Origin of the sequence: Nocardioides sp. J9, assembly GCF_007829375.1 — a bacterium.
In the GTDB taxonomy this organism is placed as follows: Bacteria; Actinomycetota; Actinomycetes; order Propionibacteriales; family Nocardioidaceae; genus Nocardioides.
On record NZ_VLJQ01000043.1, the window covers coordinates 1 to 1,262 of the forward strand.

Here is a 1,262-nt window from a genome sequence, read left to right on the forward strand (position 1 = left end):
CCCCAGCGCCGAGCCTCGAAACCAGCGGCCACGGTCCACCGGACTCTGCCGGGCACAGTCCGCCTCGCAGGCCCGGAGGTTTCGAGGCTCGGCCGCAGGCGGCCTCGCACCTCAACCACCGGGAGAAGGCTTGCCGCCAGACGGACTGCCACCTACCGGAGCCAACTGCGCGCGCTCGCGCCATCAGGACACGCTGCCGGTCCCCTGGTCGTAGGCCGCGGAGTTGCCGCCGACGGTCGTCCGGATCGAGGCGAAGTTGAGCGACAGGCTCTCGGTGAAGTTCTCGTCGCCTGCCGCGGATGCCTGGCTGGAGAGGAAGACGTCGCCCAGCTCGTACTCGAACGGCGTGCCGTCGGGAAGGGTGCCGGCCAGCTCGACCTCGGGCAGCAGGGTGCCGGTGGTGATGTAGCCGAAGAGCACCGGGGAGGTGCTGTCGGTCGACCGGGTCACGTTCATCTCCGTCAGGGAGGGGCGGCTGGCCTCGCGCTGGCCGGAGGCCGCGGAGCCGGAGACGCTGACGCCGACGCCGGTCTGGAGCGAGGTGACCTCGACCTCGATCGGGTCGCCGCTGGAGGGGTGGATGGTCATGGTCGCGACGGCGCTGGTGCCCGGCTCGGGCTTGGGCGGCTTGCCGCCCTTGTCGGCGTCAGCGGTGCCGACGCTGGTGAGGCCGATGGAGACGGCACCGATGGCGCCGACGGCCAGCACGGCCGCCAGCCGGGCACGGGTGCGTGAAGTGGTCACTGTGTCCTCGCAGGGGGGGTAGCGCGGACCGGGCTCCCCCAGCCCGCTGGGGCCGGTACGACGGGCACGGGTCCAGCGACCGTAGCCACCTCTGGTGACACCCCACCAGCGGCGCGCATGTCCTCCGAAACGATGGTCAGACGACGGAGAGCGGCAGCAGCTTCTGGCCGGTGGGGCCGATCTGGATCTCGGTGCCCATCTCGGGGCACACCCCGCAGTCGTAGCAGGGCGTCCAGCGGCAGTCCTCGACCTCGATGTCCGCACCGTCGGCGGCGGCGAGGGCGTCCTCCCAGTCGGCCCACAGCCAGTCCTTGTCGAGGCCGGAGTCGAGGTGGTCCCAGGGCAGGACCTCGTCGTACTCCCGCTCGCGGGTGGTGAACCAGTCGACGTCGACGCCCGTGCCGGCCAGCGCCTTCTCGGCGGAGGCCATCCAGCGCTCGAAGGAGAAGTGCTCGCTCCAGCCGTCGAAGCGGCCGCCGTCGCGCCAGACCTCCTCGATGATCCGGCCGACGCGACGG

1 protein-coding gene and 1 pseudogene are annotated in these 1,262 nt (G+C 71.9%); both read right to left on the bottom strand.

The features are described from left to right. Window positions 1-183: 183 nt before the first annotated feature. Entirely contained in the window at window positions 184-744 is a 561-nt protein-coding gene (locus tag L615_RS03505; protein WP_028656870.1) for a type VI secretion system tube protein Hcp, read from the bottom strand. A gap of 136 nt (window positions 745-880) precedes the next feature. Continuing rightward, window positions 881-1,262 (bottom strand): annotated as a pseudogene (locus L615_RS03510) (B12-binding domain-containing radical SAM protein); the annotation flags it as partial.